Here is a 26579-nt window from a genome sequence, read left to right as displayed (position 1 = left end):
CTAAAGGAAATAGCCTCTAACACCGGAAAATTGATAGGATACTGCGCTCTGGAGCTGAACTACAGCTTAACGACAGGAATCCAAACCTCCATTTCGTACAGGTTGTTACCGCGATCGTAAGTCATTTCAAATTCGGGACCGTTTGCAGCTTCGTAATGAGCGCTTGGAAACCACTCGCCCCAGATCCGCCTCCACAATCCATGAATGTCATTCTGTCCACTCGGATTGATTCCGGTTGAAAAAATCGCATAAGACTGAGGGGGAATTTGCAGCTTTTCAAATCCTTCAGGCAAGCCGCTTTGGGGTAAAAAGTAACCGATCATGTACGAAAGTTGTTCTCCTTGCTTGTTGTATAAAACCGCATGGAGCTGGCCGTGTTCGCCTAAACCTGCGGCAGCGCGGATTCGTTTGACGGTTCCATCGGAAATACACTTTTGCCAAAACGCGGGTATTTCGATAAACGGATTCTCGCCGTCGGCATGGATCACAGTCGAAACACCGAACATTTCAAAGGCAGGTTTTCCTTCCATTCTGTAGTTCATCTCGACATCTCCGCGAATCGAAATGTGAAAGGATACCCGAGGATAAGCCTTAAGGGACACACCGTTGTCGCGCGCAGCCTTCGGCATGACTCCGTGCATTTTTTTGAACGCCCTGGAAAACGCCTCGGGTGATTCGTAACCATACTTCAGTGCAATATCGATCACCTTTACACCTCCGGATTGCAGTTCAAAAGCGGCAAGGGTAAGCCGTCTGCGCCGAATATACTCGGACAGCGAAACGTTTGTGATGAACGAAAACATGCGTTGAAAATGGTAAGCCGAGCAGCAGGCCGTTCCGGCCACTTGGTCATAGTCGATCTCTTCCGACAGATGCGTTTCGATGTATTCCAACGCATGATTCATGCGTTTCGGCCAATCCATACAGATCATCCCTTCAACATTAATTATATGGAGTAACGAAAATAAAGCCTTGCATTCCATGCACAGAAATATCAGGTATTCCGCCTTGCTTTACCCCATACGCTGCACTTCCTAAAAGAAAAAACGAACAGCTGAACAAATCAGCTGTTCGTTGTCAGTCCTGGAGCATTTCGCCGAGCAACACGCCGTCCGGATGGTTCAGCTTGCGGAATTGTCCCGGCGTGTAGCCGGTTTCCTTTTTAAACTTGCGGATAAAATTCGGGGTGTCGGCATACCCGACCCGGCCGATGATTTCCTTGAGCGGTTCCTGGGTCGTCACGAGCAGCCGCTTGACCTCCTCCATCCTTTTCTGCCAGATGTATTGGGTAAAGTTCAGCCCTACATTGTCCTTAAACGTCCGGCTGAAATGCGAAGGAGAAATTTCAAACAGATCCGCAAGGCTCTCCAGGCTCAGGCTGTGATCCATAAAGTGCTGGTCAATATAGCCGAGCATCTGGTCCTTGAGCGAGCTCTCCTTATGCTTCGTCTCCTGCTGCACCTGCGTGCAAATATGGGAGGCCAGCTTCCTGAGCTGCCCCTCGAATTCATCCAGGGACTGAAAGGCGCTGCTGGTCGGAATCTCCTGCGTAATATGGTGAATGCCAAGCTCCGATGCGGTCTTGAGCATCGTATTGAGAATGTCAAAGCAGATGCAGCGGGAGAGCAGCGGTGACGGGCTGCCCTCTTTCAGGCTCGTCATCGCTTCGCCGATCATATGGGCAGAGACGTCATGGTTTCCCTGTTTCAAGCTTTGGGACAGCTTCAGCAGCACGTTTTTCGGAATCCAGAAGGTTTCCTCGCTCGCAGGCGCCAGTTTTTCAAAAAACGTAATACCGCCCTTCTCCGACGGAGTATGGAATTCCAGCGCCGAGCAGGCTTCGATAAACGACTGATTAAGCTGCCCCGCCTGTGAATATCCGGTGCCGACCCCCATGATGGGGTTAAGGTCGAACGCCTCCAGGATATTGCTGCGGACGGCATCGACGATCCGGCTCATATGGATGAAGCTCTCCATCGCCGGGTGCGGGTCAAAGCAGACGATGAGGGCCATCTGGTCCCGGCGCGGGAGCTCCACGCTGTTAGCGGATGCCCGGAGCCCGGGGATGTCCACTTCGGCTAGGAGGGAAGCGAGCGTCTGCCAATCCTGGTAATCCTGGGAAGGGTCAGCAAGCACGCCTCGTTCCATGGCGATGACAAAAAACTGCGAACGGTCAAACCGGATATTAAAGGCTTCCAGCAGATCCGGCTCGAGCTCCCGGTCTTCTCCCTGCTGGAGCAGTCTCAGCAGAAGATGGTTCCGTGCGTACGGTTCCTGCAGATCGGCACGGGAGCTGTATTCCTGCAGCGCGGAGCGGATATGCTCCAGTTCATTGCCCGGAAGGAGCGCATCTCCCGTTCCCCGGTCGTTTCTGGACTTGGAATTGGCGAAATCGACCAGGGCTGAAATCGGGTGATATTGTCTGCGGGCCAGAAGCAGGGCGATGCCGATGCCTGCCAGCACCACGATGCTGAACAGCATAATGATAAAGCTGCGGATGTGCAGCACGCTGCTGAAAAACTGATCGCTTGGCATCAGCGTCACATAGGTCCAGCCGTTCATGTCCGATTTGGTGGACACGACGGAATGCGCTTTTCCGCCCAGCTCCACGCTGTGAATGCCCGGATCGAGGGAAAACAGATGTCCCGTGTCCAGGCCGTTGATCGTTTCACCGTGATTGTTGGCGGCCAGCACCTGTCCGTGATTGTCAAAAATGTACGCCAGCCCCTTGTAGCTGCCAAGAATGGAATCGATCAGACCCGTGAGCTCCGACTCATCGATCAAATACATGACCGTTGCGTGGGGATTCGGGCTGTTCGGCGTAATCGGCACCAGGTAGGCAAGCAGCGATTGCTGCCTGTAAGTGCCCCGGATCACCCGGTCCGACGGACGCATGGTGGGAAAGGACACGTCGTTCAAATCGCCCATAAGGCTGTCTTTGGACCAATTCTGGAATATGTACTTCTCGCTGAACACGTCCAGGCTGCTAAGTCCCTGCGAGGAGTAAATCCGGTCGTCATGATGAAAATATAAAAATACATCTCCAATGATGGAGCTGGTTGACTTATATTGATCCAGAGCGTCGATCGCCTCCCGGGAATAGAACGGATCATGGACCCGGTAAGAGATCAGGCGGTCGTCGTAGGCGATCCTTGAGGCGATGTCGCCGAGCTCCTTCATCCGGCCGTCGACGATGCTTTCCGCCTGCGTCAGCTGGTTCAGATGGCTTTGTTCGATTTCCTCCCGGAGGTTGCCCGCGGCGCTTTGATAGATGAAGACGGTTACAAAAACGAGAGGAAGCAGCAAAATAAACAGATAAGACCATATATATTTTAAAAACAGCTTCGATTTCAAGTACCTTCTGAGGTTACGCTTCAAACTTTCCGCCTCCCTTTGGTTTAATCATAACAAAAAATTCCCTATCGGACATGGAATAATTCCGGCTGGCGGGTTTTTTGGCGGGAAAAGCGGGGCTTGTCCGCCAGGCTGGATACGTTGACTCGATGGATTTTTTTATATATAATATGGTTCAATGTTTCAACCATGAAAAACTGCAAATGAAGCGATGATAAGGGGTATTAGTTCCAGGGATGTCATACAGAGAGCCGGCGGTGGGTGCAAGCCGGTTGACGATTTGGGATGAACTCGCCTTTGAGCTATGATGTGAAGCGCGTGCGAAAGCGCGTCAAGGATCATCGATTCACCCGCGTTAAGGGTGCAAAGGGAGCGGGGATAAAGCATGTCCTCCGCTAACTAGGGTGGTACCACGGGAATCAAACCTCTCGTCCCTAGCGATGATACGCTATGGATGAGAGGTTTTTTTGTTGCAAACATGAAAGACGAGCGCCGTGCCGTCCCGGAATAACGGGCGGGCAGCGGGCGTATTTTAGGAGGCAAATGAGCATGAGTAACCAAGAGCAGGTTCAAGGCCAGGGCTACCAGCACAAGGTGATTGAACCGAAATGGCAGAAGTATTGGGATGAGCATCACACATTCAAGACGACAGAGGATCCTGAAAAGCCGAAATTTTACGCGCTGGATATGTTTCCTTACCCGTCCGGAGCCGGACTTCATGTCGGCCACCCGGAAGGGTACACGGCGACGGACATCGTCTCCCGCTTCAAACGGATGAAGGGCTATAACGTGCTGCATCCGATGGGTTGGGACGCATTCGGCCTGCCGGCGGAGCAGCATGCGATGGATAAGGGCGAGCACCCTCGTGAAATCACGATCAAGAACATTAACACGTTCCGGCGTCAGATCAAGTCGCTCGGCTTCTCTTATGACTGGGACCGCGAGATCAGCACGACCGATCCGGAATATTATAAATGGACGCAGTGGATTTTCATCCAGCTGTACAAACGCGGCCTCGCCTATGTTGCCGAAGTGCCCGTGAACTGGTGTGAAGCCCTCGGGACCGTACTGGCCAACGAGGAAGTCATCGACGGGAAGAGCGAGCGCGGCGGCCATCCGGTCGTCCGCAAGCCGATGCGCCAATGGATTCTGAAGATTACCGAGTATGCCGACCGGCTGCTGGAAGATCTGGATGACCTGGATTGGAGCGAAAGCCTGAAGGATATGCAGCGCAACTGGATCGGAAGATCGAAGGGCGCTGAAGTGCAGTTCGAAATCGAAGGGCATGACGCCAAGCTGACGGTATTTACGACCCGTCCCGACACGCTGTTTGGCGCTACTTATTGCGTGCTCGCTCCGGAACAGGAGCTGGTAGAGCGCATTACGACGCCTGAACAGAAGGATGCGGTGAAGGCCTACCAGGAGCAGGCAGCCCGCAAGAGCGATCTGGAGCGCACCGATTTGGCTAAAGACAAAACCGGTGTGTTTACCGGAGCCTATGCCGTCAATCCGGTGAGCGGCGAGAAGCTGCCGATCTGGATTGCGGATTACGTGCTGGCAGGTTACGGAACCGGAGCCATTATGGCGGTGCCGGGGCATGATTCCCGCGACTGGGAATTCGCCAAGAAATTCGGCCTGAACATCGTGGAAGTGGTCAAAGGCGGAAACGTGCAGGAGGAAGCTTATACCGGGGACGGAGAGCATGTGAACTCAGGCCCGCTGAACGGACTGCACACCGAAGAAGCCATCGCTGCAATGATCGCGTGGCTTGAGGAGAACGGCAAAGGCCAGGGCAAGGTAACCTACCGCCTGCGTGACTGGCTGTTCAGCCGCCAGCGCTATTGGGGCGAGCCGATTCCGATTCTGCATCTGGAGGACGGCACGATGAAGACCGTTCCGGAGGACCAGCTTCCGCTGCTGCTGCCGGATGTGGATCAAATCAAGCCGTCGGGTACAGGGGAGTCGCCGCTGGCCAACGTCACCGACTGGGTGGAGACGATCGATCCCGAGACGGGCATGAAAGCCCGCCGCGAGACCAATACGATGCCGCAATGGGCCGGCAGCTGCTGGTATTACCTGCGCTACATCGATCCGCATAATGCGGATGAGCTGTGCTCGACGGAGAAGCAGGAGGCATGGCTGCCTGTCGATCTGTACATCGGCGGAGCCGAGCATGCGGTGCTTCACCTGCTGTATGCCCGTTTCTGGCATAAATTCCTGTACGACCTCGGTGTCGTCACGACCAAAGAACCGTTCCAGAAGCTGATCAACCAAGGCATGATTCTGGGAACGAACAATGAGAAAATGAGCAAATCGCGCGGCAACGTCATTAATCCGGACGAAATCGTCGAGCAGTTCGGTGCCGACACGCTGCGCGTGTACGAAATGTTTATGGGGCCTCTTGAAGCGACCAAGCCTTGGAACGAGAACGGCGTGGAAGGCGCGCACCGCTTCCTCTCCCGCGTGTGGCGCCTGATCGTCAGCGAGGACGGCAGCCTCAGCAGCAAAATTACGGACGGCGATGGCAGCGATGAATTCAAGCGGACATGGCATAAAACGATTAAGAAAGTGACCGACGACCTGGAGAATCTGCGCTTCAACACCGCGATCAGCCAGCTGATGATTTTTATCAACGAAGCCTACAAAGCGGATGCGCTGCCGCGTCTGGCGATCGAGAACTTCGTGCAGATGCTGTCGCCGCTCGCTCCGCACATCGCGGAAGAGCTTTGGGAGCGTCTGGGCCATCAGGAGAGCATCACTTACGTACCGTGGCCGTCCTATGACGAATCCTGGACTGTGGAATCGGAAGTCGAAATCGTCATTCAGGTCAATGGCAAAATCGTTCAGCGGGCGATGATCGCCAAAGATATGAGCCAGGAAGCCATGCAGGAACACGCCATGTCGCTGCAGAACGTGCAGCAGGCCATTGACGGGAAAACCGTACGTAAGGTCATTGCGGTACCCGGCAAGCTTGTGAACATCGTCGCGAACTAATCGGCACCGGGGCCGCCGAACTGGGCGTCACACTTTTCCAGATCTTCTTTGTATTTGCCGTGGGTTGTGGCGATCAGACGGTGAAAGACGCCGGTTAAGCTGCTGTCCAGCAGGGCAAGCGCCTCGGCGGTAATGCCGCCGGGAACGGTTACCCGCTTCTGCAGCTCAAGGGGCGTAAAGCCTCCCTGCGTCAGCAGTTTACCCGTACCGAGCAGCATTTCCCCGGCGATCCACGTCAGTTCGCCGCGGTCCATGCCGGTCGTTTCTACGGCGGCGTTGATCCACTGATCCAGAAAAAAGCTTAAAAAGGCAGGCCCGCAGCTGGATAAATCCGATGTGATCCTGACAAAGGATTCATCGATGAGGATGGGCTTGCTGATGGGAGACAGGAGATGCTCGATGAGCTGCCTGTCTTCCTCTTTTATCCGGCTGCCATACATACATAGACAGACGCCGCTTTGAACGCGGTGGGCCACGCTCGGAATGATCTTGGCCACCTTACAGCACAAAGCCGACTCCAGGTGATGGATCTGCACCGGACTCGTGATGGATACCACCATTTGATCGGGCCGAAGCGTGCTTCCGATTTCATCCAGAATTGCTTTAAATTGAAGCGGCTTCACGCACAAAAAGATCAGATCGCTGTTGTGCGCAGTTTCCGCGTTGCTGGTGCATACATGCAGTCCGGGGTGTCGCTGCTGGAGCCGGATAACCTTCTCGGTGGTACGGTTGCTGGCATAGACCTGGTTTGGAGCGAGCGAACCCGAATCAATCAGGGCCTCAAGCAGCAGGCTGCCCATGCTGCCGGTTCCGATAAATCCTACCTTCATATAGGTTCCCTCCTTTCGTGCTTCGCAGTAACGACATGATCGTTCCCATTAGTGTATGCGCTATAACTTGGCCACCATGACGGCTAATTCAGCATTATAGAGTTATAAATTTTCAGTGTATGTTATTCTGTACTTCATCTATGGACCGACAGCGAGTCATTTCAAGTCATTTCATAGAATTGGGGTGTCATGTTGTGAAAAGAATATCGGCAGTCGTCAGCATCGTTTGTGCCGTGCTGGGAAGCGGGGCCATTCTGCTGTCAGGAGTTCATACAAGCAGCGGGATGGAGCAGTGGCAGCCGCTCAACGGCAGGGTTGAAAGCGTGCTGAACGAAAAAGCGGGCGGTTCGGCAGGCGATTTGCCTAAAGGCGCCGCGGCAGCGGATGACAAACAAAAGCAGGAGCAAGGTTCTAAGCAGGACGCCAACCCGGCTGTCAAACAGGACGCCGTACCCTCGGGATCCGCGCAGGCGAATGAAAGCCGAAATACGGCAGATAAAGCGCAGAGTTCGGGGGATGAAGCGGCGGCGGGCCAAGCGGCAAACGGAAGCACCCATTCTGATGCTGGACTTGCGGCGAATGCGGCTTCAGGGCCGGCAGGAACTTCGTCCGAGCAGCCACCGGCTGGAGGCTCGGTTGACGCGGTGTCCGGTTCGCAGACAGATGCCGGAGCGCAGGGCAAAAAGGTCAACGTCAATACCGCAGGACTAACGGAGTTGACCGATCTTCCGGGGATCGGTGAGGCCAAGGCCAGAGCCATTCTGGAATACCGCAATCAGCACGGACCGTTCAAATCGCTTGCGGATTTGGACAAGGTCAAAGGCATCGGACCCAAAATGCTGGAAAAAATGAAGCCGTACATACAGCTGTAGGTTATCCGTTAGGCGCTAAATGCGTTGTCTCCCATGCAGGTATATCGGTAAACGTTTTTCTTGTGATACAATATGTACACATTCTACGGAAATCAGGTGATGGATTCATGACGGTTGATACCCGAAAAGACTGGGACACTTACTTTATGGATATAGCATACATGGTATCGACGCGTTCCCGCTGTTCCCGGCGCCATGTCGGAGCCGTGCTCGTTCAGGGGAAGAAGCTGCTGGGCACCGCGTATAACGGAGCGCCGATGGGCGTGCCGGACTGCTCGGAAGCGGGTTGCATGATCGCTGAGGAGTACGAGCTTGTGGACGTGGACGGAAAGCAGGAAATGGTGAAAAAGCAGCGCTGCGTCCGGACGATTCATGCCGAGCAAAACCTGCTGCTGTTCACCGACCGTATCGACCGGGAAGGCAGCTCCGTCTATGTTACGGACGAGCCCTGCTGGACCTGCGCCAACATGCTGGCGAACAGCGGCGTGACCGAGATCGTGTATCACCGCCCGTATCCTAAGGATACGGAGAAGGTGACGGAAATGATGCGGCAGAAGGGCATTACCTTCCGCCGGCTGCCCGTCTATGAGCCGCCACGGGAAACGGTGATGACGGTGGCGGATTAAACATTGGCGGTAAGACTGAAGATACGGTTACACAGGAATATTCGGAAATATGGAATAAATCATCAATAGGGGAAGGACCTCTGTCCGCAGCGTTGCTGCCGGCAGGGGTCCTTTTTTGGTTTTTGTAAAAGAAGGCGCAGGCGAAGCGTGCATAAGAAACCGTCGGAAGCCTATATGTAAAGAAGGGAAGTGTGTGATATGAAACAAAGACCGCTAATCGTATTTACGGTAAGCTGGATCGCCGGCAGCAGCGCAGCGTATGCCTGCTCGGGTTCAAGGCTGCTTCTTCTGATCGCAGGCGCATCGCTGCTGCTGGCAGCGCTTGGTATGTACCGAAGAGATTTCCTACGGACTGTGATCATCATCTGGTGTGCCTTGGCGGCGTCGGGAGCGTATTGGGAGCTGCAGGAAGCCGCAAATGTATCCAAGCTTCCCGAAGCCCTTCAGGCGGCTGATGCTGCCCAAATGGACGGAGCCAGTGTCCGAATGACAGGCATGATCGCCTCCGCCGTCGAAGTCGACGGGGACCGAGCCGATTTTGTGATGAGCGTACGGCAAGCGGTACCCATCGACGGGACCGCAGCCAGCGGTAAACCCAACTCACGGGATGCCGGAACGAGTACGGGCAGCGAGCGTACGGTGTCCGAAAAGGTCATGGTGCAGGTCAAGCTAAAAAGCCAGCAGGAGCAGGAAGCAGCCCGACAATGGCAGCGAGGGGACCGGGTCCGGATTTCCGGCAGCCTCGTGCAGCCGCAGAGCGCACGGAACTTCGGCGGCTTCGATTACCGTCAGTACCTGGTGACCCAGAAAATTCACTGGTTGTTTAAAGCGGCTGGTGCCTCCAATGTTCAGGCTTCAGCTCCGTCCGGCTTTGGCATGACCGTTCTTCTGCGCTGGAACGATCAGGCGAGGAACGGCCTGAGCGGAATGATCGACCGGATTTTCCAGGAACCCCATGCCGGTTATATGAAGGGGCTGATCATCGGGCTTCAAGACGACCTGGATCCCGAAACCTACGCAGAATTCTCCCAACTGGGCCTGACCCATATTTTGGCGATCTCGGGTATGCACGTCGCCGTGTACGTGGGCTGTTTGCTCTATATCTTTTCCATGCTGCGCCTCTCCCGTGAAAAATCGCTGCTGCTTGTCATGCTGCTCGTGCCCCTGTACGTTCTTCTGTCCGGTGTCAGTCCGTCCGTCGTGCGGGCGGGGATTATGAGTATGATCGGGCTGTATGCAGCCAGAAAGGGGATGCTGAAGGACGGATTGAACATCCTCAGCGCGGCGGCGCTGCTCATGCTGCTCTGGAATCCATATTATCTGCTGAGCGTAAGCTTCCAGTTGTCATTTCTCGTGACGGCAGGCCTGATGGTCTATGTTCCCTTGATACATCCGCAGCTGTCCTTTCTGCCGTCCAAAATCGCCGGTGCGGTCGGCGTTACCCTCATTGCCCAACTCGTGTCTTTTCCGCTGACGATCTATTACTTCAATCAGTTCTCTTTACTATCGTTTGCGGCCAATTTTGTGCTCGTTCCCTTCATTACCTTTCTCGTTCTCCCTGTGGGGACGGCAGCGCTGCTCATCGGCTCGCTATGGCTGCCCGGGGGCAAGATGCTGGCGGCGGCAGCCGAGTGGCTGGATGATCTGTCTTTCTGGCTGGTGAAATGGATGAACGGGTATCCGCAATTCGTGACGATCTGGAAGTCACCTTCGCCAGTTTGGATCGCTTCCTATTTTATAGCGCTGTATGGGCTGCTCTATTTCGGAAAAGGGTGGTCGCTGAGCCGGCGGCAGATGGCAGTAGAGCCGGACGCGACCGTGCCGCTGGGTGTGCCCCCTGCAGCCCGCCGCCCGGAAGCGGCTTTGCCGTCCCGGACGAAAACCCGGCTTGCCGCCGGAGCGCTTGGGGGACTATGCATACTCATCGTTCTTCTGTACGCGGGATACCAGCCGGAGCACTTCCGCGGGGCTGGAGCGGTTCAGGTGCTGGACGTGGGGCAGGGTGACAGCATTTTGATCACGACTCCGCAAGGAAAGCACCTTCTGGTCGACGGGGGCGGAACCGTCAGCTTCCGCAAGGCGGAGGACGGGTGGAAGGAGCGGAAGCAGCCGTTTGAGGTCGGCGCCAAGGTTCTCGTTCCATTATTAAAGAAGCGGGGAATCCATAGGCTGGACGCGGTCATCGTAACGCACGGGGACCAGGATCACGCCGGAGGCATGCAGGCGGTGCTGGAACAGATTCCGGTCGGGGCGTTTTTATTCAATGGGACGATGGCCGGTACGGCTGCCTTTGATCGGCTGATGGCTGCCGCCGTAGACAAGGATATTCCGATTTATGCCATTCACCAAGGAATGAACTATGACCCGGACGGCCGGACGCAGCTTGTTTTTCTCGGCCCGGTCCTGTCGCAGACCGATCAGGAGGCGCTGCCGGTCGTCAAGGACCAGAACCACGACTCGGTCGTGTTCTTGCTCGAAATGAACGGGGGACGCTTCCTGTTCACCGGAGATATGGACAAGGCGTCCGAGGAGCAGCTTCTTGAGACACTGGGCTCTGGCCGGTTTGGTGAGGCGGTGGCGGATAATGGGCAAGCCGTCGATGAGCCGGCGCTGCAAACCGCAGGCGAGCTGCTGGATGCACCCGTGGATGTGATCAAAATCGCGCACCACGGCAGCAAGACAGCCAGTTCGGCGGAATGGCTGAGCCGGTGGAAGCCCGCAGCAGCCGTTATTTCGGCCGGCGTGAACAATCTGTACGGGCATCCGCATGCCGATGTGCTGCAGCGGATTTCCGAGGAAGGAGCGGCCGTTTACAGGACCGATCTGCAGGGGGAAATCCAATTTTCGGTAAAATCCGGGAAAATCCGTGTCAGAACCAAGCTGATAACAAAATCGTAATGATTTGTCTATGAAAAACGCTTAGAATGATGAAGTTGGCCGCAGAATCTTCAGGTGACTCCGCCTCTGGAATTTGGTATTCTTAATTGTGGTTTTCATCAGCAGAGATGAAGTAAAACGGTGGTGTCACCCTTGACGTACATACCTTCCGGATTTTTACGGGAAGCAGATTTAACAAAACGATTACGGGTGGATCGAAACAGAAGAAAAAACCGCTTTCGGTTGAAGGTTATATCCGGTTTTATTAGGAATGGCAAGCACTCCCGGGGCCTGCCTTTTCAGCAACTTTAAAAATGTGGTTACAAATTGCAACAATTTGCTGGTCTTACACGTCTGTAAGATTGCAGGGAGAGGGGGATCCTTTGTGGTAGAGCAGGGACTCATCAGAGCCGCTCAATCGGGCGATCGCGACGCTCTAATCACCCTATTAAGAGAAATTGAACAACATGTTTACAGGACAGCTTTTTATATTCTGAATAATGAGCAGGATGCGCTCGACGCTTCCCAGGAAGCATTGATTCGGATTTATACCAAAATCGATTCCTATGAAGAGAAGGCACAGTTTAAAACGTGGATACAGCGGATCGTCACGAACATCTGTATCGACAAGTTCCGGCGGACGAAGCCTACAGTTTCGATCGACGAACATGAGCTCGTTTTTCAGGACAAACAGAATGTTGAGAAAGAGGTTTTATCCTCTTATTTGGCCCAGGACATCCAGGAGGCCATCAATCAACTGCCGGATCATCACCGGACTGTGATCGTCCTTAGATATTTGCAGGATTTCTCCTACAATGAAATCGCTGACTGTCTCAACCTGCCGCTGAATACGGTGAAATCCTATTTATTCAGGGCCAGACAGCAGCTGCAGAACATGCTCCAAGAGCATCAGAAAGGTGGTGTATCAGGATGAAGTGTCCAGAGGTGGTGGAGTGGATGCACCGTTACTTGGATTACGACTTGGACGAAGAGGAAACCGTCAAGCTCTATGAACATTTGAAGACATGTCCTGAGTGTGCGGATACCTTTCGGCTGCTGAAATCGTTGTCCAGAGACCTCGAAGATTTGCCAAAAGTAACGCCTAAGTTCAGTCTCGTCGATGCCATCATGCCTCAGCTGGATGCGATCGATCAGGCGCGCCACGAGAAGAGCGCATCGCTCGAAGAAATGCCGGCACCTGCCGAAATGGTACCTGTTCCGTCCCGTCCGGCCCGCAAGGGCAAGTTCTGGAATACGGTAGCTGGACGTACAGCGCTCGGAGGCGCTGCGGCTGTAGTCATTCTTGGGGTGGCGGTGCTGAATTATAATCCGAAGCAACTATCTACGGCGGAAGAGCCGCCTGTTAATACGGCAGCCTCCAAGGAGGCAAGCGGCATGGACGCGGCGGCGACCTCAGGCGCAGAACAATCCAAGAGCAATGTTGTCGAACAAAATACGGGTTCTTCCGAGCCCGCACAGGATCCTTCAGAAGAGAAAACGCCGGCATCATCGGATCCTTCGCAGCTCAGCGAGAGCCAAGACGCCGGCAGCGACGCAGCGTCTAGCGACAAGGCCACCGGCCAGGAGGCCCAGACCTATGCGCAGCAGCAGGACTCGTCCAACACTCCGGCCCAGGATCCGGAGACCAGCCGGAAAGCGGACACCGGCAGCCAGGACAATGCCGGCAAAGCCGGGTCCACCGAGTCGGCTGACAATAGCACCGGCAACCAGGAAGGGGATGGAGGCCAGGCGACGCTTAGCGCTCCAACCGACACGGAGAGCCCGCCTCCGAAAGGGGATGGGGTTCAGAAGGATATCGTTCCTCCGAATGGAGACGGTGGTCAAGCGGCCGATAGCACCGCCCCTGAGGTTAACGGATCTCAAGAAGGCGACACGTCGGGACAAATGGGCATTATGGCCATCAAACCTAAGGAAGATTCGAACAAGTTCTATTCTCCTGACGGTCAGTATGCGGCCTCTGTCGAAAACAAAAAGCTGGTCATCTACAGCGTAACTTCGGACGGAAGCTCCAAGCAGGTAAGTTCCCTTGATCTGCCGGGAACGTGGGTATCGGGCGTGTGGTCTGCCGACAGCACCGTGTTTACGTACCAGACCACGGATGCCAGCGGCTCGACGGTAAGCCAGACGTATCAGGTGGGCAAACAGGACGGCTCCACACCGTAAGCCGTCTGATGACAAAGCATAAAAAAATGTGCTGCTCATGATGCACACATGATAGAGATATGGAATAGGTTATATTACGCAGGATCCAAAACGTCGTATGACCACCGGCGGTTAAGTTTCTAGAGCTTTTCACGCCGGTGTTTATAATAGATGTGCTGGAACAAAGGGACCTTATGCGAACAGCAGGGGTCCTTTTGTTGTTGCGCGTTCACCGTAATTCGGCCTGCCGGGGGGAGGCCTGTTTTTCTTCCCCGCCGTTTTTGGTAAAATGGATGTATCGCTTTTTTGGCCGGATGGACAGGGTATCGGAATGATGTACCTTGCGGAACGGGATTAGCAGATATCAATGGGCATGGATAGAGAAGGGGGAGCAACAATGGATGTAAAGGCGGCGGTGAAAGCGATCAGACAGGGTGATGTATCGCCGGTCTACCTCCTGTACGGAACTGAGAAATACCAGATGAATGAATTTACCTCACTGATGGAGGACCAGCTGCTGCAGAAGGAGGAGCGGGATTTTGCGATCGTGCACTATGATCTGGCCGACACCGCGATTCAGGAAGTCGTGGAAGAGGCCGAGATGATTCCTTTTATGGTGCAGCGAAAGCTTATTTTCGTTCGGGATGCAGCCGTATTTACCGCAGGGAAGGACTCAGGCAAAGTCGAACACCGCATGGAATCGCTGCTCGAATACATAGGTAATCCGGCGGAATACAGCGTGCTGATCTTCCTGGTGAACAACGAGAAGCTGGACGAGCGCAAAAAGGTCGTTAAGGCCGTTAAAAGCGCCGGCACGGTGCTTTCCTTTATGCCGATGGGCAGCGACGAGCTGCTGCGGTGGATCGAGAAGAAGGCCAAGCAGCGCGAATGCAGCTTCGCCCCGGGGGCGGCGGAGATGCTGGTCCGCAACGCGGGCACACAGCTGCAGACGCTTGCAGCCGAAGTGGACAAGCTGTGCCTGTATGCCGGCAGCGGCGGCACCGTGACGACGGACATCGTGGACCGGCTGGTGGCGCGGAGCACGGAGCAGAACGTATTTGCCCTCGTTGAGGAGATCGCCAATCTGCGGCTGGATCAGGCGCTGGGCATCTTCTATGAGCTGCTGAAGCAGAAGGAGGAGCCGATCAAAATCGCCGCGCTGATCGCCCGCCAATTCCGCATTATTTTGCAGGTGAAGGACCTCGGCGGCCAAAGCTTTTCGCAGCAGCAAATTGCTTCCCAGCTGGGGCTGCATCCTTATGCGGTCAAGATTGCCGGGGAGCAGGCGCGCAAGTTTCAGCCGAACCAGCTGAAGGCGATCCTCAGCAGGCTCGGAGATCTCGATTACCAGATGAAGACCGGGGCTATTGATAAAGTGCTCGGCCTGGAGCTGTTCCTGCTCAGACTGGCGGGGTAGCGGAACAATTGAATCGATGTGAAGGAGGCACCGTTTTTGCGCTTTGGAGCGTAAGGGCGGTGTTTTTTATTCTATCATTGATTCCATCAGGTCAGAGGGCAAGGAGGCATGTTGCTGTGCCTTAACCGGGGTGCGAGGCTATTTCTCTAATTCAGATTGTCCTCCGGCAAGTGTGCAGCATATTCTACCTTATGATTGTTCCAGACCAAAAACTATATAGAAATGGTGGAGTTCGCATGCGCTGGTTAGAAGTGAAGCAGAGAGGCCCGCTCGACGGGAGCGTGATCATTCCAGGGTCCAAGAATAGTTCCCTCGCCCTCATCGCCGCTGCCGTTCTTGGAGACACACCGACAATACTGGAGGGCATACCGGATATTAACGATATCCGCGCCATTGGAGAAATTGGTAGCCGCATCGGCTTGCAGGTGAGCAAAAATGATGACGGCCATTTTGTTGTGGATTCAACCCGGATTCATTCATCCGTCCTCGATCAGGCGCTGACGTCTTCGTTCCGCGCTTCCTATTATCTGATCGGGGGGCTTCTTAGTAAGTACAAGCGGGTGACGCTCGGTTATCCGGGGGGTGATAATTTCGTGGAGCGGCCCATTGACCAGCATATGAAAATATTCAAGGCGTTCGGGGCGGACGTGACCCTGGAAGAGAAACAGTACACGGTATCGGCGGAAAAGCTCACGGGCACCGACTTTTGCTTCGATCTGCTGACATCCGGCGCAACGATCAATGCGGTGCTGCTCGCTTCGCTGGCGGCCGGAATCACCCATCTGCACAACTGCGCGACGGATCCGGAAGTGGTGGACGTCTGCCAGCTGCTGAACCGGATGGGAGCCGACATCACCGGAGCCGGTACGGACACGATCCGTATACGCGGCGTAAAGTCTCTGACAGGATGCCGGTATCGGGTGATCCCCGATCGTCTCATTGCGGGGGCGTTTATGATGACGGTGGGCATTACGGGCGGCACGCTGACCCTGAAGCAGGTCATTCCCGAGCATGTGCGGTCCATCATGGCCAAGCTGAGCGAAATCGGCATTGAATTTGAAAGCGGAGACGATTACATTATCGCCAGCAGCCAGGGGAATATCAAACCGACGCGGGTACGGACGGGCATGTATCCCGTGTTCAACTCCGACATGCAGCAGCCGATTACGAGCCTGCTCCTGAAGGCGCCGGGCTACAGTGCCGTTAGGGAAAAGGTGTACCCGTACCGTTTCAGTCATGTTGCCCAATTAAACCGGCTTGGCGCCGATATCCAGGCGAAGAACGGCTATGCCATCATTAAAGGCGGCAGACCGCTGCACGGCGGCTACGCCCATGCGACCGATGTCCGGGCGGGAACCTGCCTGATCATGGCCGGCCTGCAGTCGGAGCAGGCAACGCGAATCACGGGCATCGAGCATATTGAGCGCGGCTATGAAGACGCGGTGCATTTGTTCGGCCAGGCGGGGATCGGGCTGGTGATCCACGAAGGCGAACCCGCTCCGGACGGCACGGAATATACGACAACGGCGTGAGCGCCGGCCGGCTGCTTAGGGCTGTTTTAGCTTACGTGTTCTTGACGGCAAACAGCCCCCAAACCGGAAGAACGGCAGAGGGGGCTATTTCGATTAGTTTTATGACTCGGATCAATCTTATGCGAGACACAAAACGGTTCTAGCCGTCAATCGCTTTAGTCGAGGCCTGCTGAGCGGACAAGCTCCCGAAACGCTGGGACCAGTAGGCGAGGCCCATCGTCAGCAGCAGGAATAACCCTGTAATGAGGAACACGGTATGAATGCTGAACACGCCGCTGATCGCGCCGCCCGCAAGCGGTCCCAGCATGCCGCCGAGCTGGTTCGCGGTCTGGTTGAGGCTGAAGGCCCTTCCGCGGAAATCGCTCGGCGTAGACCGGACGACAAGCCCGTTCAGCGCCGGGAATACGGCGCAGAAGAAGCAGCCGTACAGGAAGCGGACGACCGAGAACGCCCAAATGTTATGAAACGGGATCTGAAGCAGCGAACCTATGCCCCCGGCGAACAAGCCGATCATCAGTATTTTCTGGAACCCGACCTTGTCGGCCAGCTTGCCCCAGCGCGGGGCGAAGATGATGCTGGCGATTCCGACGAGCGAGAAGATGAAGCCCGCCAGGATGGACGCATCCGATGCCGAGTGGCCGATCTCCACAATATAGAGGGAGAGCACCGGCTCGATGGTCATGACCGAGAACTGTGTCACCATGGTGAGCACCAGGACAATCATCAGCATTTTGTTGACAGCTGCCTGCTTCAGCGTGTTTAACACCGAAAGTTTGCCTTTGCTCGGGACGAATTTTTCCTCTTTGACATAAAAGATAACGAGCAGCGTGGCCAGAAAACACAGCACGCCCGCACTGCCGAAGGCCAGCCGGTTGTCGAACACCTTGGAGAGCACGCCGCCGAGGAGGGGCCCCATGATGCTTCCCGTAGCCGTGGCCGTGGACATGGTGGACAGCGCGTAGCCCACCCTTTTCTCCGGGGTGTTGGTACCGACTATTGCAATGGCTCCCGGAATAAATCCGGAGAGAAGCCCCTGCAAAATACGCAGGATGAGCAGCTGCACCGGATGCGTGACAAACGCCGTCAGCAAATAAATGATGCACAGCACAAAACCTGCGCGGATGATCATCGGCTTGCGGCCGTATTTGTCGCCGACGGATCCCCAGAACGGAGATGAAAGCGCTCCCGCAAAAAACGCTGCGCTGAACAGCAGACCGGACCACATCTCAATGTTTTTGGTGACACCGATTTCAATCAGAAACAAGGGAAGAAAGGGTACCACCATCGAGAAGCTTGAGGACACGATCAGCGAGCCGAACCATAAAACCCATAGATTTTTCTTCCAGCTTTCCATAGACGTCATCTCCTGTTAAACCTAGTATACAGCACATGGGTTGTCCACTTGCTTCATGAGGCTGCTTCGAACATGGCTGTCCGTGCTATATAAAAGAGCAAAAGGCGCGCCGCTATGGCGTTGTCAGCTCTGTACGCGTTTCGAAAGAAAATTTAAAAGTCCTGATCAGCTTGGGAGCTGCTCAGGACTTTTCCATTTCATCGTATGGATAGCGCTCCCTTAGGCTTGTGCACTGAGAGCGTTAAGTTTTTTCGCCAGGCGGGACTTCTTGCGGCTGGCTGCGTTCTTGTGGATCAGGCCTTTAGTTACGGCTTTGTCCAGTTTTTGGGATGCAGCTTGAACAGCAGCTTTAGCAGCTTCGACTTCATTATTCGTCAGCGCAGAATCGGCAGCCTTCACAGCTGTACGAAGCGCGGATTTTTGGGAAGCATTAAGCGCACGGCGTTTGTCGCTTGTTTTCACGCGTTTAACGGCGGATTTAATGTTTGGCATTGCATTCACCTCCTGTAAGGCATTCGAATAGCTCGAAATGATTCACAACTTAAAATAGTTTAGCATGGGGTACTCTAAAAAGCAATACTATCATCGCGTTCCAAAGGTTTGGATTTTAAGAGGCACATGGATCGAGCGTCGTATGAACGGTGTCCGGTGTAAAAAGGTTGTGCATAAACTGGCCGCCGCTCCCGCAAACTATCCATAACAAGCCAAAGGAGGCAGATGTATATGGAGTTGGATTTGCAGCGCTATTCCGTGCGGACCGACCTGGCGGTCGACGCCAGGGAAATGGCGGGCCATGCCGGACCGATCCCGGGGGTCGATGAAGAGATTACGGAGAAGGACGGCATCAAGATTACCCGCCTTAACGTGCTGAATGAGGCCGGTTCCCAGGCCATCGGCCGCGTCAAAGGGCATTATATTACCTTGGAGGTTCCCGGACTCCGCAACGGGGACACGAAGCTGCAGGAGCAGGTAGCTGAGGCCTTCGCGCGCGAGTTTGAGGATTTCCTGGCGCTGATCGGGATTCAGAAGAAACAGACGGTTCTGATCGTCGGGCTTGGCAACTGGAATGTGACGCCCGATTCGCTGGGACCGCTTGTGGTGGAGAACGTTCTCGTCACCCGGCAGTATTTTCAGCTGATGCCGGATCAGGTGGCCCCGGGATACCGGGAAATCAGCGCCATCGCCCCGGGGGTGCTTGGACTGACGGGGATCGAGTCCAGTGAGATCGTGCAGGGGATCGTGGAACGGACGAAGCCGGACCTGATCATCGCGATCGACGCGCTGGCATCCAAATCGCTGGAGCGCGTCAACACGACGATCCAGATCGCCGACATCGGCATCCATCCCGGCTCTGGCATCGGCAACAAGCGCCGCGGCCTCACCAAGGAAGTGCTTGGCGTTCCGGTCGTTGCCATCGGCGTGCCGACCGTATGCTACGCTTCGACGATTGTGAACAATGTCATGGAAATGATGAAGAATCATTTCGGCCAGGAGACGAACCAGACCCGGCAAATTATGGGGATGCTGGACGATATCAACGAGCAGGAGCGCCTCGCTCTGGTCAAGGAAGTGCTCGAACCGCTCGGCCACGATCTGATCGTCACGCCGAAAGAGATTGACGAATTTATCGAAGATATCGCCAATATTGTCGCGAGCGGTTTGAACGCCGCCCTGCATGACGCGGTAGACCCCGGAAACACGGGAGCCTACACGCACTAGGAGGTGCAGCTCCTCCTCTCTCTCTTCTATCATAAATGAGGAAGCCCGAATCTATCGGGCTTTCTTTTTTTGGTTCTATCGAATCTCTCCGGCTCATAGAGTTGAAGTATAAGAGATTTCAGGAGGACAACAGAATGAAGAGGAATGGTTTTCAGCTTTGGAATATCGGCAAATGGAGAGCCAGACTGCTGTATTTTCTGTCTATGGGACGTACCTTTGTGCTGCTGGTGGTCGGATCGCTGCTGTTTTTCTTACTTCTGGGATTGGGAGGGATGGCCGAGCAGAAAATCAACGATTCTCCGGTTTCTTCTATGAAAGGATTCGCCGGCTCCGTATCAAGCAATTTCTTCATTGATATGTTAGGCATGGAACTGCCCCACCTGAATAAAGAAAAAGGGAACTCGACTTTCTCCGGGGAAAACATGACGACATTCGTATTCCAGATGCTGACCAGCGTCAACCCTAAGGATCCGAAAAGCCTGCTGGCCCGGGAAATGCCGGGCATGGGGGCGAACGATCCGGTGCTGCTGAGGCATTCGGCAGGGAATGACAACGTCGTTCCTCCCGAAGATTATAATCCGCCTGCGGAAACGGCGGGACAAACGGATACGGCCGGACAAAGCGATAACGCTTCAGCCGATCCCCAGAAGAACGGTGCGGGTCAAGCCGGAACCGATCCCGGAAAGATCACCGACTCCGGCCAGGGCACAGACAAGCAGCAGGATGCGCCGTCCGGTCAGGTACCGGACGCCGGCGGCAAGAAAGGTGCCGGAGAAGGAACGCCTTCCAAGGACAATGGAGGTACGGGACAATCTTCGGCGGTGAACTCCAAGAACAAATCGATCCTGATCTATCACTCTCATCCGAGAGAAGCGTACAACCCGCTGCTGGGTAAAACCAGCGACAACCCCAGCTCTACGTCTCCGTCGCAAAACGTTATGCTGGTCGGAAGCTATGTGGCGAAGAAGCTGGAGCAGCTCGGCATCGGCACCGCCCATTCGGAGCAGGATTACATGACGACGGTGGCCGACTATAACTATAACTTTTCCTATAAATATTCCCGCGAGACGGTGAAGGCTGCGATGAGCCAGAACAGCGGCATGAAATACCTGATCGATATTCACCGGGATTCTCAAGGGCACAGCCGGACGACGAAAGACATTAACGGCAAAAGCTACGCACAGGTCTTCTTCATCATCGGGCACGGCAACAAAAACTGGCGCAAAAACGAAGCCTTCGCCAATTCCATCCATGAACGGCTGGAAAAAGCCTATCCCGGATTGTCCCGCGGCATTTGGGGGAAAGATTCCTCCATGGGCAACGGGGAATATAACCAGTCGCTGTCGGAGAACAGCATTTTGATCGAGGTCGGCGGGATCGACAGCACCGATGCGGAGCTGAAGCGGACGTCGGAAGTATTGGCACAGACGATCGCGGACGTCTATTACGCGGATCAAAAGGCGGAAAAGGCCAGCACCGATCAAACGGTTCCCGCCAAGAAAGATAATAAAAGCTGAGAAAGCAGTGAGCCAAGGGAGGTATGATCATGTCAAAATGGGCTAAAAAAGTGTGCGTGCTTGGAATTTGGGCAGGCATCGGCGTACTGGTCGGCATGCAGCTGGCCAGTCCGGATGCTCCGGCGCCCGCGCCGCAGGCGCAGACGGCGGCTGCCGCCGTGCAGGCCGGGCCGCAGCAGGGAGCTTCTACGCAGCAGCGGCAACAGCCGTCCCAGCCGCGCCAAAGCTCGAGCCGGTTCAAGGCGGCGGACGAGCAGCCGCAGCAGGAACAGGTCGAAGTCCAGGACTGGCATGAGAAGACCCCCGAGCAGCTGCTGGTGGACCAGGGCGGCACGCCGACGGTCGACGTGCTGGCGGATAAGACGGCAGGCCTGCTGCAGGAACTGTCCCAAAAGGGAATCCGCCTCGTCGTCTCCCTCTTCAGCAACGTGACGGAATAATGCGGCAGGTGGGATTGCTGGCCTTTCCTCCAACTGTTATAATGAATTGATTACACATCAGGCTGTTTTTGGGGGTAAGGCATGACAGACGTACAAGCAAGGCAAAAGAACATTCGAAATTTCTCCATTATCGCCCATATAGACCATGGCAAGTCGACGCTTGCGGACCGTATTCTTGAATATACGGGCGCCCTCACCTCGCGCGAGATGCAGGATCAGGTGCTGGACCAGATGGATCTCGAACGCGAGCGCGGGATTACCATCAAGCTTCAGGCCGTTCACCTGACTTATCGCGCCGATGACGGCGAGGAATATTTGCTGAACCTGATTGATACTCCCGGACACGTCGACTTTACGTATGAAGTTTCCCGAAGCCTGGCCGCCTGCGAAGGCGCGCTGCTGGTGGTGGACGCCGCCCAGGGAATCGAAGCGCAGACGCTGGCCAACGTCTATTTGGCACTGGATAACAACCTGGAGATTCTTCCGGTCATTAACAAAATCGACCTGCCGAGCGCCGATCCGGACCGCGTGAAGCAGGAAATTGAAGATGTTATCGGTCTGGACGCAAGCGATGCCGTTCTCGCCTCGGCGAAGGCCGGCATCGGTATCAAGGAAATTTTGGAGCAGATCGTCCAGCAGGTACCGCCGCCAAACGGTGATCCGGATCAGCCGCTGAAGGCGCTCATTTTTGACTCGCATTATGATCCTTACAAAGGCGTTATCGTGTATGTGCGCGTCATTGACGGCAGCATCAAAGCGGGCTCGAAAATCAAGATGATGGCTACGAACAAGACGTTCGAGGTCATCGAAGTCGGCGCGTTTAAACCGCGGATGACGATCGTGGACGAGCTTAGGGTCGGCGATGTCGGCTTTATCGTAGCGGGCATTAAGCATGTGGGTGATACCCGGGTCGGCGATACGGTCACTGATGCCAAAAATCCGACACCCGAGGCGCTGCCCGGCTACCGCAAAATCAACCCGATGGTATACTGCGGTTTGTACCCGATCGAGACGTCCGATTACAATGACCTGCGCGAGGCGCTGGAGAAGCTGCAGCTGAACGACGCTTCGCTGAGCTTCGAGCCGGAGACGTCGAGCGCGCTCGGCTTCGGCTTCCGCTGCGGCTTCCTCGGGCTGCTTCATATGGAGATTATCCAGGAGCGGATCGAACGCGAATTTAACATCCCGCTCATTACGACGGCGCCGAGCGTTATTTACCGCATTACGCTGACGAACGGCGACACGATCGAAATCGACAACCCGTCCAACTATCCGGAAATCGGGAAAATCGAATACGTCGAGGAGCCGTACGTCAAGGCGGCGATCATCGTGCCTAACGATTATGTGGGCACCATCATGGAGCTGTGCCAGAGCAAACGCGGCGAATTCGTCAATATGGAATACCTGGATACGACCCGGGTTACGATCACGTACGAAATCCCGCTGTCCGAAATCGTGTACGACTTCTTCGATCAGCTGAAGTCCGGCACGAAGGGCTATGCTTCCTTTGATTACGAGCTGTCCGGCTACCGCCGCTCCAACCTCGTGAAGATGGACATCCTGCTGAACGGGGAGCAGGTCGACGCACTCTCCTTCATCGTGCACCGCGACCGCGCATACCACCGCGGACGCGGCATCTGCGAGAAGCTGCGCGAGCTCATTCCGCGGCAAATGTTCGAGGTGCCGATCCAGGCTTCGGTCGGGACGAAGGTCGTCGCCCGCGAGACGGTCAAGGCGATGCGCAAGAACGTCCTCGCCAAGTGTTACGGCGGCGATATTTCGCGGAAGCGGAAGCTTCTCGAGAAGCAGAAGGAAGGCAAGAAGCGCATGAAGCAGGTCGGCAGCGTCGAAGTGCCGCAGGAAGCCTTTATGGCTGTCCTGAAAATCGACGACAACTAGTCAGTTTTTACCAAGCTTATAGAGTACATTGGACCATTCCACGGGAGAGCCGCTGCGGCTTTCCCTTTCTAAATATAAGGAGGGAATTTGCGATGGCGATGTTGAATCCGCAAGGGACGCCAAGAGTTAAGTATCAGGGGAACCGTAAACCCCAAGCGGTTTATCTGCACATTCCCTTTTGCACGAATAAATGCTTTTACTGCGATTTCAATTCCTATGTGCTGAAGAACCAGCCGGTGATGGAATATTTGCAGGGGCTGGAGCGGGAAATGGAACGAACCGTCAAAGAGGTTCCTCCCGGTAAAATAACGAGCATTTTCGTCGGCGGGGGAACCCCGACCGTGCTGAAGCCGGACGAAATGGAGTATTTCCTGAAGACGGTCAAGACGTATTTTCCGGACTGGTCGGAAGATATTGAATTTTCGATGGAGGCCAACCCGGGGACAACCGACCTCGAGAAGCTGGCTGTGATGAGAGCGGGCGGCGTTAACCGCGTAAGCTTTGGCGTACAGGCGTTTCAGAACGAGCTGCTGAGCGGCATCGGGCGTATCCATGATACGGATGATGTGTACCAGAGCCTGGAGAACGCGCGCAAAGCCGGCTTTGACAACATGTCGATCGACCTGATGTTCGGCCTGCCGAACCAGACGGTGGACATGCTTGCAGAGAGCGTGAGCAAGGCGCTTGCGCTGAATCTGCCGCACTATTCGATCTACAGCCTGAAGGTTGAGGAGAACACGCTTTTCCATACGATGTACCAGAAGAATCAACTGCCGCTGCCCAATGAGGACGACGAGCTGAAGATGTATTTGCTGCTGATGGAGAAAATGAAGGAAGCGGGTTACGAGCAGTACGAAATCAGCAACTTTGCAAAGCCCGGATTCCACAGCCGCCACAATATGGCCTATTGGCTGAACGAAGATTATTATGGCCTCGGCGCGGGTGCCCACGGGTATGTCGGCGGCATGCGGCATATGAATATCAAAGGGGTTAATCCGTATACGGAAGCGACCAAAGAGGGACTGCCGAGAATGGAGAGCTTTGAGGTTCCCCGGGAAGAGGCGATGGAGGATTTCCTCATGGTCGGCCTGCGTGTCTTGAAGGGAGTGTCCCGGACGCATTTCGAAGAGCAGTTCGGCGTATCGATGGAAGACATGTTTGCCAAACCGCTGCATAAAATGCTGAATGCGGGGCTGCTCGAGGAGACGGGCGACGGGTACCGCCTCAGCGAACGGGGAATCCTGTTCGGCAACGACGTTTTCGGCGAATTTATAGGCTCGCTCACCGTAAAATAACCGCTTGAACTTCTATGCGTGTTGTTGTATATTTATTCATATCATTGACAGCACGTGTGAGGGGGAATGGCGATGCCGGCGGTAGTTATTTGCCGTAAAGCGGTGCCAGAGGACGTAGAACCGCTTTTCGAAATGATCGATGGTTATGCACAGAAGGGGATCATGCTGCCGCGCTCTCGCAAAGTGCTTGAGAAGCAGCTGGACCAGTTTGTCGTGGCCGAGGCGGACGGGAAAGTGATCGGCTGCGGCTCGCTCTGCCAGCTGGGCGCAGACCTGGTGGAGATCCGCTCCCTGGGAATTGCGGAAGGGCACAAGGGGATGGGAATCGGCTCCAAACTGGTGAGCAAGCTCACGGAAGAGGCGAGAAGACAAGGCATTCCCAAAATTATGGCCCTGACGTACGAAGTATCGTTTTTTCTGAAAAACGGATTTTCGGTTGTGGAAAAAGAGATTTTTCCCGAGAAGGTTTGGACCGATTGCGTGAACTGCGCCAAGCAGCATGCATGCGATGAAATAGCTGTTCTTAAGATGCTGAACTGACTTGACAATGCTCATGTCAGTTTGGTATTTTTGTATTAACGGTTAGCACTCATCTCTTTAGAGTGCTAACGATGCTCGAAATAAAGGTCACCAAGGGGGGAATGGTATGCTTACCGAACGTCAAAGAATGATACTGAATGCCATTGTGGACGACTATATTCGCTCCGCTGAACCCGTAGGCTCCCGCAGCATTTCGAAACGAGGCGATGTCGGCTACAGTCCGGCGACAATCCGCAACGAAATGGCTGATCTGGAAGAGCTGGGCTTTTTGGAACAGCCCCATACTTCGGCCGGCCGCATTCCATCTCATAAAGGTTACCGGTATTATGTCGATCATCTGGATCCGGCCTATTCGGCGCCTCCGGGGGAAATCCGGCTGCTCCGCAAGTTTTTTGCCGAGAAGCTCAGCGCGATGGAGCAGGTGATCCAGCATGCAGCCATGATACTATCCCATATGACGAATTACACTTCCATCCTGCTTGGACCGGAAGTTTTTCATACTTCACTGCGGCATTTTCAGCTGCTTCCGCTTAACGAGGAAACCGCCGTCGCGATTATCGTGACGAGCACGGGACAGGTGGAGAACAAGACGGTTCAGCTTCCGCCGGATGTGCCGGTCTCCGAGATCGAGAAAGTCGTCAACCTGCTGAACAGCAAGCTGATGAATGTACCTATATATAAGCTGAAGACAAGATTATATACAGAACTCGGCCAGGAGATGGAGCGCCATATTTCCAACTATGAAGAAATCATGAAGGTGCTGGACAACATATTCCTGGACGGTGAGGCCGACCATCAGCGGCTGTATTTGAGCGGAACGACCAACATGCTGACCCAGCCGGAGTTCAAGGATGTCGATAAAGTGAAGACGATCCTGGACCTGCTCGAAGAGACGCCGACGCTTACGAAGATGATGGCGCCCCAGGATGGGGGCGGCATTCAGGTACGGATCGGCACGGAGAACGACCATGAGGCGTTTGCCAACTGCAGCCTGATCACGGCGACTTACTCGCTTGAAGGGGAAGCGCTCGGCACCATCGGCATTTTGGGCCCGACGCGGATGGAATACGCAAGGGTCATGAGCATTTTGAACATATTGTCCAAGGATCTGACGGCCATGCTGTCACACTGGTATAAATAAGGGGGAGAG

At 54.9% G+C, this 26579-nt stretch carries 20 protein-coding genes and 1 other annotated feature; of the genes, 15 read left to right on the top strand and 5 right to left on the bottom strand.

Annotation, left to right across the window (positions count from 1 at the left end):
• Positions 1-59 precede the first annotated feature (59 nt).
• Together BCV73_RS19380 and BCV73_RS19375 are read right to left on the bottom strand one after the other, a co-directional pair.
• A complete protein-coding gene (locus BCV73_RS19380; protein ID WP_089548239.1) occupies positions 60-923 on the bottom strand; it encodes an AraC family transcriptional regulator in 864 nt (287 codons plus the stop codon).
• A gap of 154 nt (positions 924-1077) precedes the next feature.
• Complete coding sequence (locus tag BCV73_RS19375; protein ID WP_089548238.1) at positions 1078-3378, bottom strand: helix-turn-helix domain-containing protein; 2301 nt, start codon at positions 3376-3378, stop codon at positions 1078-1080.
• Positions 3379-3556: 178 nt separating this feature from the next.
• Positions 3557-3793 (top strand) — a binding site (T-box leader).
• A 110-nt stretch (positions 3794-3903) separates the two neighbouring features.
• Between BCV73_RS19375 and leuS the strand changes: the two genes are divergently transcribed.
• On the top strand, positions 3904-6348 hold the full coding sequence (gene leuS, locus BCV73_RS19370) for a leucine--tRNA ligase (RefSeq protein ID WP_089548237.1): 2445 nt from the start codon (positions 3904-3906) through the stop codon (positions 6346-6348).
• Here leuS and comER read toward each other — a convergent pair.
• Entirely contained in the window at positions 6345-7178 is an 834-nt protein-coding gene (gene comER, locus BCV73_RS19365) for a late competence protein ComER (RefSeq protein ID WP_089548236.1), read from the bottom strand. The two genes, leuS and comER, sit on opposite strands and share 4 nt — an antisense overlap.
• A gap of 194 nt (positions 7179-7372) precedes the next feature.
• On the opposite strand from comER, the gene BCV73_RS19360 reads away from it, so the two are divergent.
• The 7 genes from BCV73_RS19360 (at position 7373) to murA (ending at position 16665) form a co-directional block, all read left to right on the top strand.
• Positions 7373-8050: a ComEA family DNA-binding protein gene (locus BCV73_RS19360; RefSeq protein WP_256992907.1), complete on the top strand. Its 678-nt coding sequence runs from the start codon at positions 7373-7375 to the stop codon at positions 8048-8050.
• A 107-nt stretch (positions 8051-8157) separates the two neighbouring features.
• A complete protein-coding gene (locus BCV73_RS19355; protein ID WP_076169763.1) occupies positions 8158-8676 on the top strand; it encodes a deoxycytidylate deaminase in 519 nt (172 codons plus the stop codon).
• A gap of 198 nt (positions 8677-8874) precedes the next feature.
• A complete protein-coding gene (locus BCV73_RS19350) occupies positions 8875-11574 on the top strand; it encodes a ComEC/Rec2 family competence protein (RefSeq protein ID WP_089548235.1) in 2700 nt (899 codons plus the stop codon).
• Positions 11575-11938: 364 nt separating this feature from the next.
• A complete protein-coding gene (locus BCV73_RS19345) occupies positions 11939-12487 on the top strand; it encodes an RNA polymerase sigma factor (RefSeq protein WP_076169765.1) in 549 nt (182 codons plus the stop codon).
• A complete protein-coding gene (locus BCV73_RS19340; protein ID WP_076169766.1) occupies positions 12484-13737 on the top strand; it encodes a zf-HC2 domain-containing protein in 1254 nt (417 codons plus the stop codon). Before BCV73_RS19345 ends, BCV73_RS19340 begins: the two co-directional genes overlap by 4 nt.
• A 376-nt stretch (positions 13738-14113) precedes the next feature.
• Positions 14114-15133: a DNA polymerase III subunit delta gene (gene holA / locus BCV73_RS19335; RefSeq protein WP_089548234.1), complete on the top strand. Its 1020-nt coding sequence runs from the start codon at positions 14114-14116 to the stop codon at positions 15131-15133.
• A gap of 236 nt (positions 15134-15369) precedes the next feature.
• Entirely contained in the window at positions 15370-16665 is a 1296-nt protein-coding gene (gene murA / locus BCV73_RS19330; protein WP_179232032.1) for a UDP-N-acetylglucosamine 1-carboxyvinyltransferase, read from the top strand.
• Positions 16666-16804: 139 nt separating this feature from the next.
• Here murA and BCV73_RS19325 read toward each other — a convergent pair whose 3' ends face one another.
• Together BCV73_RS19325 and rpsT are read right to left on the bottom strand one after the other, a co-directional pair.
• Positions 16805-18019, bottom strand: coding sequence for an MFS transporter (locus tag BCV73_RS19325; RefSeq protein ID WP_089548232.1), 1215 nt, complete (start codon positions 18017-18019; stop codon positions 16805-16807).
• A gap of 219 nt (positions 18020-18238) precedes the next feature.
• Complete coding sequence (gene rpsT / locus BCV73_RS19320) at positions 18239-18511, bottom strand: 30S ribosomal protein S20 (protein ID WP_076169770.1); 273 nt, start codon at positions 18509-18511, stop codon at positions 18239-18241.
• Between the two features lie 231 nt (positions 18512-18742).
• On the opposite strand from rpsT, the gene gpr reads away from it, so the two are divergent.
• From gpr to hrcA, 7 genes are all read left to right on the top strand, one after another.
• A complete protein-coding gene (gene gpr, locus BCV73_RS19315) occupies positions 18743-19738 on the top strand; it encodes a GPR endopeptidase (RefSeq protein ID WP_076169771.1) in 996 nt (331 codons plus the stop codon).
• Between the two features lie 134 nt (positions 19739-19872).
• Positions 19873-21255 carry a stage II sporulation protein P gene (locus BCV73_RS19310; protein ID WP_089548231.1) on the top strand — a complete coding sequence of 461 codons (1383 nt, stop codon included), beginning with the start codon at positions 19873-19875 and terminating at the stop codon, positions 21253-21255.
• Positions 21256-21284: 29 nt separating this feature from the next.
• A complete protein-coding gene (locus BCV73_RS19305; RefSeq protein ID WP_089548230.1) occupies positions 21285-21695 on the top strand; it encodes a hypothetical protein in 411 nt (136 codons plus the stop codon).
• 81 nt (positions 21696-21776) lie between these two features.
• On the top strand, positions 21777-23594 hold the full coding sequence (lepA, locus tag BCV73_RS19300; RefSeq protein ID WP_076169773.1) for a translation elongation factor 4: 1818 nt from the start codon (positions 21777-21779) through the stop codon (positions 23592-23594).
• Between the two features lie 98 nt (positions 23595-23692).
• Complete coding sequence (hemW, locus tag BCV73_RS19295; RefSeq protein WP_089550320.1) at positions 23693-24889, top strand: radical SAM family heme chaperone HemW; 1197 nt, start codon at positions 23693-23695, stop codon at positions 24887-24889.
• Positions 24890-24961: 72 nt separating this feature from the next.
• Complete coding sequence (locus BCV73_RS19290; protein ID WP_089548229.1) at positions 24962-25429, top strand: N-acetyltransferase; 468 nt, start codon at positions 24962-24964, stop codon at positions 25427-25429.
• A gap of 106 nt (positions 25430-25535) precedes the next feature.
• Positions 25536-26570 (top strand): heat-inducible transcriptional repressor HrcA, encoded by a 1035-nt coding sequence (gene hrcA / locus BCV73_RS19285; protein ID WP_076169775.1) that lies wholly within the window; start codon positions 25536-25538, stop codon positions 26568-26570.
• The last annotated feature ends 9 nt before the right edge of the window (positions 26571-26579 follow it).

The sequence above is a fragment of the Paenibacillus sp. SSG-1 genome (assembly GCF_002224835.1).
GTDB lineage: Bacteria > Bacillota > Bacilli > Paenibacillales > Paenibacillaceae > Paenibacillus_AQ > Paenibacillus_AQ favisporus.
Note: the sequence above shows the minus strand (reverse complement) of the source record. Positions and strands in the feature narration are given on the sequence as shown.

Coding starts and splice junctions, on each gene's coding strand:
- leuS (WP_089548237.1), top strand. CDS start 3,904: ATGAGTAACCAAGAGCAGGTTCAAGGCCAGGGCTACCAGCACAAGGTG.
- hrcA (WP_076169775.1), top strand. CDS start 25,536: ATGCTTACCGAACGTCAAAGAATGATACTGAATGCCATTGTGGACGAC.
- comER (WP_089548236.1), bottom strand. CDS start 7,178: ATGAAGGTAGGATTTATCGGAACCGGCAGCATGGGCAGCCTGCTGCTT.
- BCV73_RS19310 (WP_089548231.1), top strand. CDS start 19,873: ATGAAGAGGAATGGTTTTCAGCTTTGGAATATCGGCAAATGGAGAGCC.
- BCV73_RS19305 (WP_089548230.1), top strand. CDS start 21,285: ATGTCAAAATGGGCTAAAAAAGTGTGCGTGCTTGGAATTTGGGCAGGC.
- BCV73_RS19350 (WP_089548235.1), top strand. CDS start 8,875: ATGAAACAAAGACCGCTAATCGTATTTACGGTAAGCTGGATCGCCGGC.
- BCV73_RS19290 (WP_089548229.1), top strand. CDS start 24,962: ATGCCGGCGGTAGTTATTTGCCGTAAAGCGGTGCCAGAGGACGTAGAA.
- BCV73_RS19325 (WP_089548232.1), bottom strand. CDS start 18,019: ATGGAAAGCTGGAAGAAAAATCTATGGGTTTTATGGTTCGGCTCGCTG.
- BCV73_RS19380 (WP_089548239.1), bottom strand. CDS start 923: ATGGATTGGCCGAAACGCATGAATCATGCGTTGGAATACATCGAAACG.
- hemW (WP_089550320.1), top strand. CDS start 23,693: ATGTTGAATCCGCAAGGGACGCCAAGAGTTAAGTATCAGGGGAACCGT.
- murA (WP_179232032.1), top strand. CDS start 15,370: ATGCGCTGGTTAGAAGTGAAGCAGAGAGGCCCGCTCGACGGGAGCGTG.
- holA (WP_089548234.1), top strand. CDS start 14,114: ATGGATGTAAAGGCGGCGGTGAAAGCGATCAGACAGGGTGATGTATCG.
- lepA (WP_076169773.1), top strand. CDS start 21,777: ATGACAGACGTACAAGCAAGGCAAAAGAACATTCGAAATTTCTCCATT.
- rpsT (WP_076169770.1), bottom strand. CDS start 18,511: ATGCCAAACATTAAATCCGCCGTTAAACGCGTGAAAACAAGCGACAAA.
- BCV73_RS19355 (WP_076169763.1), top strand. CDS start 8,158: ATGACGGTTGATACCCGAAAAGACTGGGACACTTACTTTATGGATATA.
- gpr (WP_076169771.1), top strand. CDS start 18,743: ATGGAGTTGGATTTGCAGCGCTATTCCGTGCGGACCGACCTGGCGGTC.
- BCV73_RS19340 (WP_076169766.1), top strand. CDS start 12,484: ATGAAGTGTCCAGAGGTGGTGGAGTGGATGCACCGTTACTTGGATTAC.